This window comes from Citreimonas sp., from assembly GCF_042096055.1.
Lineage (GTDB): Bacteria > Pseudomonadota > Alphaproteobacteria > Rhodobacterales > Rhodobacteraceae > Citreimonas.
On record NZ_JBELMH010000148.1, the window covers coordinates 1 to 3,688 of the forward strand.

Annotated in this window: 4 protein-coding genes; 3 read left to right on the top strand and 1 reads right to left on the bottom strand. The window is 71.5% G+C overall.

What is annotated here, in order from left to right; genetic code table 11:
- Window positions 1-109 precede the first annotated feature (109 nt).
- Entirely contained in the window at window positions 110-1,333 is a 1,224-nt protein-coding gene (locus ACFDTC_RS17735) for an acyl-CoA dehydrogenase (RefSeq protein ID WP_375260205.1), read from the bottom strand.
- Between the two features lie 109 nt (window positions 1,334-1,442).
- On the opposite strand from ACFDTC_RS17735, the gene ACFDTC_RS17740 reads away from it, so the two are divergent.
- The 3 genes from ACFDTC_RS17740 to ACFDTC_RS17750 form a co-directional block, all read left to right on the top strand.
- A complete protein-coding gene (locus ACFDTC_RS17740; RefSeq protein ID WP_375260202.1) occupies window positions 1,443-2,342 on the top strand; it encodes a LysR substrate-binding domain-containing protein in 900 nt (299 codons plus the stop codon).
- Between the two features lie 52 nt (window positions 2,343-2,394).
- Complete coding sequence (locus ACFDTC_RS17745; RefSeq protein WP_375260203.1) at window positions 2,395-3,288, top strand: PfkB family carbohydrate kinase; 894 nt, start codon at window positions 2,395-2,397, stop codon at window positions 3,286-3,288.
- The coding region (locus ACFDTC_RS17750) for a pseudouridine-5'-phosphate glycosidase (RefSeq protein ID WP_375260204.1) at window positions 3,285-3,688 on the top strand (404 nt) is incomplete at its 3' end. The genes ACFDTC_RS17745 and ACFDTC_RS17750, both read left to right, overlap by 4 nt.

Consider the following 3,688-nt stretch of genomic DNA (forward strand, 5'->3'; position numbering starts at 1 on the left):
TCACCGGGACAGTTCTACTTTGCGGAGCCCCGGACATTTCAAACCGGTTGCAACACCGCATGCCGGAAAAACCGGTCCCTTCGGCCCGGCTTCTCTTGTGTCGTGACGCTCAGAAGAACGCCTGCAGCCCGGTTTGCGCGCGGCCCAGGATCAACGCGTGCACGTCGTGCGTCCCCTCGTAGGTGTTCACCGTCTCGAGGTTCAGCATGTGCCGGATGACCTGGTACTCGGCCGAGATGCCGTTGCCGCCGTGCATGTCGCGGGCGTGGCGCGCGATGTCCAGCGCCTTGCCGCAATTGTTGCGCTTGAGGATCGAGATCATCTCGGGCGCGCCCTTGGCGTCGTCCATCAGCCGGCCGACCTGGAGGCAGCCCTGCAGGCCAAGCGCGATCTCGGTTTGCATGTCGGCCAGCTTCTTCTGGAACAGCTGCGTCTGCGCGATCGGACGGCCGAACTGCTTGCGGTCGAGGCCGTAGGCCCGTGCCGCGTGCCAGCACGCCTCGGCGGCACCCATGACGCCCCACGAGATGCCGTAGCGCGCCCGGTTGAGGCAGCCGAACGGACCCTTGAGGCCCTGGACATGCGGCAGCAGCGCCTCTTCGCCGACCTCGACGCCGTCCATGACGATCTCGCCGGTGACCGAGGCGCGCAGGGACAGCTTGTTGCCGATCTTCGGCGCGCTGAGGCCCTTCATGCCCTTTTCCAGAACGAAGCCGCGGATCTTGCCGCCATGTGCCTCGGACTTGGCCCAGACGACGAAGACGTCGGCGATCGGCGAGTTCGAGATCCACATCTTGGAGCCCGTCAGGCGGTAGCCGCCGTCGATCTTGTCGGCGCGCGTCTTCATGCCGCCCGGGTCGCTGCCGGCGTCGGGTTCGGTCAGGCCGAAGCAGCCGATCCATTCGCCGTTGGCAAGCTTCGGCAGGTACTTCTTGCGCTGCTCCTCGGACCCGTAGGCGTAGATCGGGTACATCACGAGGCTGGACTGCACCGACATCATCGAGCGGTAGCCGCTGTCGACGCGCTCGATCTCGCGCGCGACGAGGCCGTAGCTGACGTAACCGGCGCCGATGCCGCCGTATTCCTCGGGGATGGTGACGCCCAGCAGGCCCATCTCGCCCATCTCGGCGAAGATCTCGGGGGCGACGGTCTCGTTCTCGAAGGCCTCGGCGACCTTGGGCTGCAGCTTTTCCTGCGCGAAGGCATGCGCGCCGTCGGCCAGCATGCGCTCTTCCTCGGTCAGCTGGTCGACCAGGCGGAACGGGTCCTGCCAGTCGAAGGCGCCCAGGTCGGGCGCGTCCTTGGCCTTCAGCTCGGGTTTCGGCGTGCTCATCTCGTTCATGGTGTCCTCCAGACTTTGTGCGCACTTTACCTTGCTTTTCGCGTATGGAAAAACGACTTTTCCGCATGCAAGCATGAGGGTTTCGCATGAGACAGCCGCGATGAGCCGCGCCCTGCCCCCGATCGCCAGCCTGCGCGCGCTCGAGGCGCTGGACCGGCTGGGCAGCGCCACCGCCGCCGCCGAGGAGCTGGGTGTCACGCAAAGCGCCGTCAGCCGGCAGCTGCGCACGCTCGAGGAGCAGCTTGGCGCCGCGCTGTTCCTGCGCGACCGCCGGGCGTTGCGCCTGACGCCGCAGGCGCGCGATTTCGCCGGCCACGTGCGCGCGGGCCTCGACCGGATCGCGCAAGGCGCGCTGGCGCTGCGGCTGGCGCCGATGGGCGGCGCGCTGAGCCTTGCGATCCTGCCCAGCTTCGGCATGCGCTGGCTGATCCCGCGGCTGCCCGACTTCGCCCGCCGCCACCCCGAGGTGACGATCGACCTGGGCACCCGGTTGCGGCCCTTCGCGTTCTCGTCCGAGGCGTTCGACGCGGCGATCCACCATGGCGCGCCGGACTGGCCGGGCACGCATCACCTGACGCTGATGGCCGACCGGTCGCGCCCGGTGGCCGCGCCCGCGCTGCTGCCCGACGGGCCGGTGAGCCTGGCGCGGCTGGCGCGGCTGCCGCTTCTGCACATGCAGACCCGGCCGCGCGCCTGGCAGCACTGGTTCGAGGCGCAGGGCGCGCGGCAGGGCGCCCTGCCCGGCCCGGCCTTCGACCAGTTCACGACGATGATCCAGGCCGCGCTGCATGGCCTCGGCGTCGCGCTGCTGCCCGACTACCTGACCGTGACCGAACGCGCGAGCGGCGCGCTAGTGCCCGCGTTCGACGCGGCCCCGGTGTCGCTGGGCGCGTATCACCTGGTCTGGCCGTCCGACCGGCCGGTCTCGCCCGCGCTGGCGGCGTTCCGCGACTGGCTGGCCACCCAGGCCGAGGACGAGGACGAGACGCTGCCGCGCTAGGTGCCGCCGCGAAGCGCTTGCGCCCCGCGCGCGGCGTTGCCACAAGCGACGCATGACTCGCGCGCCCGATATCCTGTGCATCGGCTCGGCCCTCTGGGACGTGATCGGGCGTTCGCCGGCGGCGATGCGCGCGGGCTCGGACGTGCCCGGGCGGATCGCGACCGTGCCGGGCGGGGTGGCGCTGAACATCGCTATGGCGCTGGCGCGGCAGGGCCTGCGCCCGGCGCTGCTGAGCGCAGTTGGCCGCGACATCGAGGGAGACGCGCTGATCGCGCTCTGCGACCGGCTGGGGATCGAGACGGCGCACCTCTACCGCTCGGAGGACCTACCGACCGACCGCTACATGGCGATCGAGGGCGCGGGCGGGCTGATCGCCGCGATCGCCGACGCGCATTCGCTGGAAGCGGCCGGCGCGCATATCCTGACGCCGCTGACCGACGGCCCGCTGGGCGACACGGGCGCGCCCTACGAGGGCCTGATCGCGCTCGACGGCAACCTGACCGAGGCGCTGCTGGCCGAGATCGCCACGCATCCCGCAATGGCGCGCGCCGACCTGCGCGTGGCGCCCGCGAGCCCCGGCAAGGCCGAGCGCCTGCTGCCCTTCCTGCGCGCGGGACGCGGCACGCTCTACGTGAACCTCGAGGAGGCCGGGCTTCTCTGCCGCGACAGCTTCGAGGCCGCCGAACCCGCCGCGCTGGCGCTGCTGGCGCGCGGCGCCGCCCGCGCCATCGTGACCGAAGGCGGACGTCCCTGCTGCGACGCCACGGCCGAGGGCGCCGTGACCCGCACGCCGCCGCAGGTGCTGGTGACCCGCGTCACCGGCGCCGGCGACACCTTCATGGCCGCGCATCTGGCGGCCGAACGCGCGGGTGCCTCCCGCGCGGACGCGCTCGACCGCGCGCTTGAAACCGCAGCCCGTTACGTATCCGGAGACCTGGTGCCATGACCCTTCCCGACCCCGCCGCCCTGCCCCGTCTGTCCGCGCCGGTGCGCGACGCGCTGAAGGCCGGCCGCCCGGTGGTGGCGCTGGAATCCACGATCATCACCCACGGCATGCCGCGGCCCCGCAACCTGGACGTGGCGCGCGAGATCGAGGCGACCGTGCGCGAGGCCGGCGCCGAGCCTGCGACGATCGCGGTGATCGACGGCGCGCTCTGGGTGGGGCTGAACGACGATCAGCTGGTGCAACTGGCCGAGGCGCGCCACGTGGCCAAGCTGTCGCGCGCCGACATGGCGGTCTGCATGGCTGCGGGCGGGACCGGCGCGACGACGGTGGCGGCGACGATGATCGGCGCGCGCATGGCCGGCATCGCGGTCTTCGCCACCGGCGGCATCGGCGGCGTGCA